2 protein-coding genes are annotated in these 833 nt (G+C 28.3%); both read right to left on the bottom strand.

Annotation, left to right across the window (positions count from 1 at the left end):
• Window positions 1–136 precede the first annotated feature (136 nt).
• Window positions 137–445, bottom strand: a complete 309-nt coding sequence (locus tag L988_RS08395; RefSeq protein WP_047383367.1) for a hypothetical protein — start codon at window positions 443–445, stop codon at window positions 137–139.
• A 131-nt stretch (window positions 446–576) separates the two neighbouring features.
• On the bottom strand, window positions 577–732 hold the full coding sequence (locus tag L988_RS13455) for a ribbon-helix-helix domain-containing protein (protein WP_081990322.1): 156 nt from the start codon (window positions 730–732) through the stop codon (window positions 577–579).
• Window positions 733–833: the final 101 nt, after the last annotated feature.

Genomic DNA, 833 nt, shown 5'->3' with positions numbered 1-833 from the left:
CATAGATGGTCAGGAAAATCCTTAGCGTTGTTATTCCGCGTTTTCCTGACGGGACCCCTAATAGACAAAAGCGTTCCAACCAAGTTCAATATAGCAAATATAATCTTGTAAACTTTTGTCGTATTAGCCCACATAACTAAACTCCGTCAGGAGCATTTGCAGTAAAGTATTCAAAAGCCACTAACTCAGCTTTCTCAGTTCCTATTCTACTCAATGAGTTTTCACTCGCTTTAATCTCTTTCTCTATTTGAGTTTTCCAATCCGTATAAGATTCATAACCACAATCTTCAGGTAATGGTTGATTTTCTGACTGCAGTTCTTCAATGTACATCAACAAATGTCTATCATCTGTTAACTCTCTTAAATAATTTTTTTCATTCTCAACTGATTTCTTTGTTTTTTCAATTACACTTTCCAAAATTAATTTAACTTCTCTGTTTGTCATAATAAACCTCCTAAATATTTTTTTAGGAATCTTTTTTGGGGATATTAGATTACCTATAACAAATGATATAAGAAATCTATATAAAAATCTAGTTTGTATTACGTTTTTTTTATTTTTTAATATTCCTATTATTATAGGCCTAAATGTTTATTTATCATCTGAACTAAAATTTGTGTTCTAGTTTTATTTTCCTCTTTTGCAAGTTGCTCTAATTTTTCTAAGGTTTTTTTCGAAATTCTAAATGTTACGATAGGTTTAAAAAAAATACTACTCTCCTTTTTATCCATATTACCTCCAATAAATTTCACTTTTTATATAAAATTTTTGATAAAAAATTATTAGACTTTTTACTTTCAGATAACATAGATCCGTAATTTATTAGACTTTT

It is taken from the genome of Cetobacterium sp. ZWU0022, assembly GCF_000800875.1.
In the GTDB taxonomy this organism is placed as follows: domain Bacteria; phylum Fusobacteriota; class Fusobacteriia; order Fusobacteriales; family Fusobacteriaceae; genus Cetobacterium_A.
This window is presented reverse-complemented; position numbering and strand designations above follow the sequence as displayed.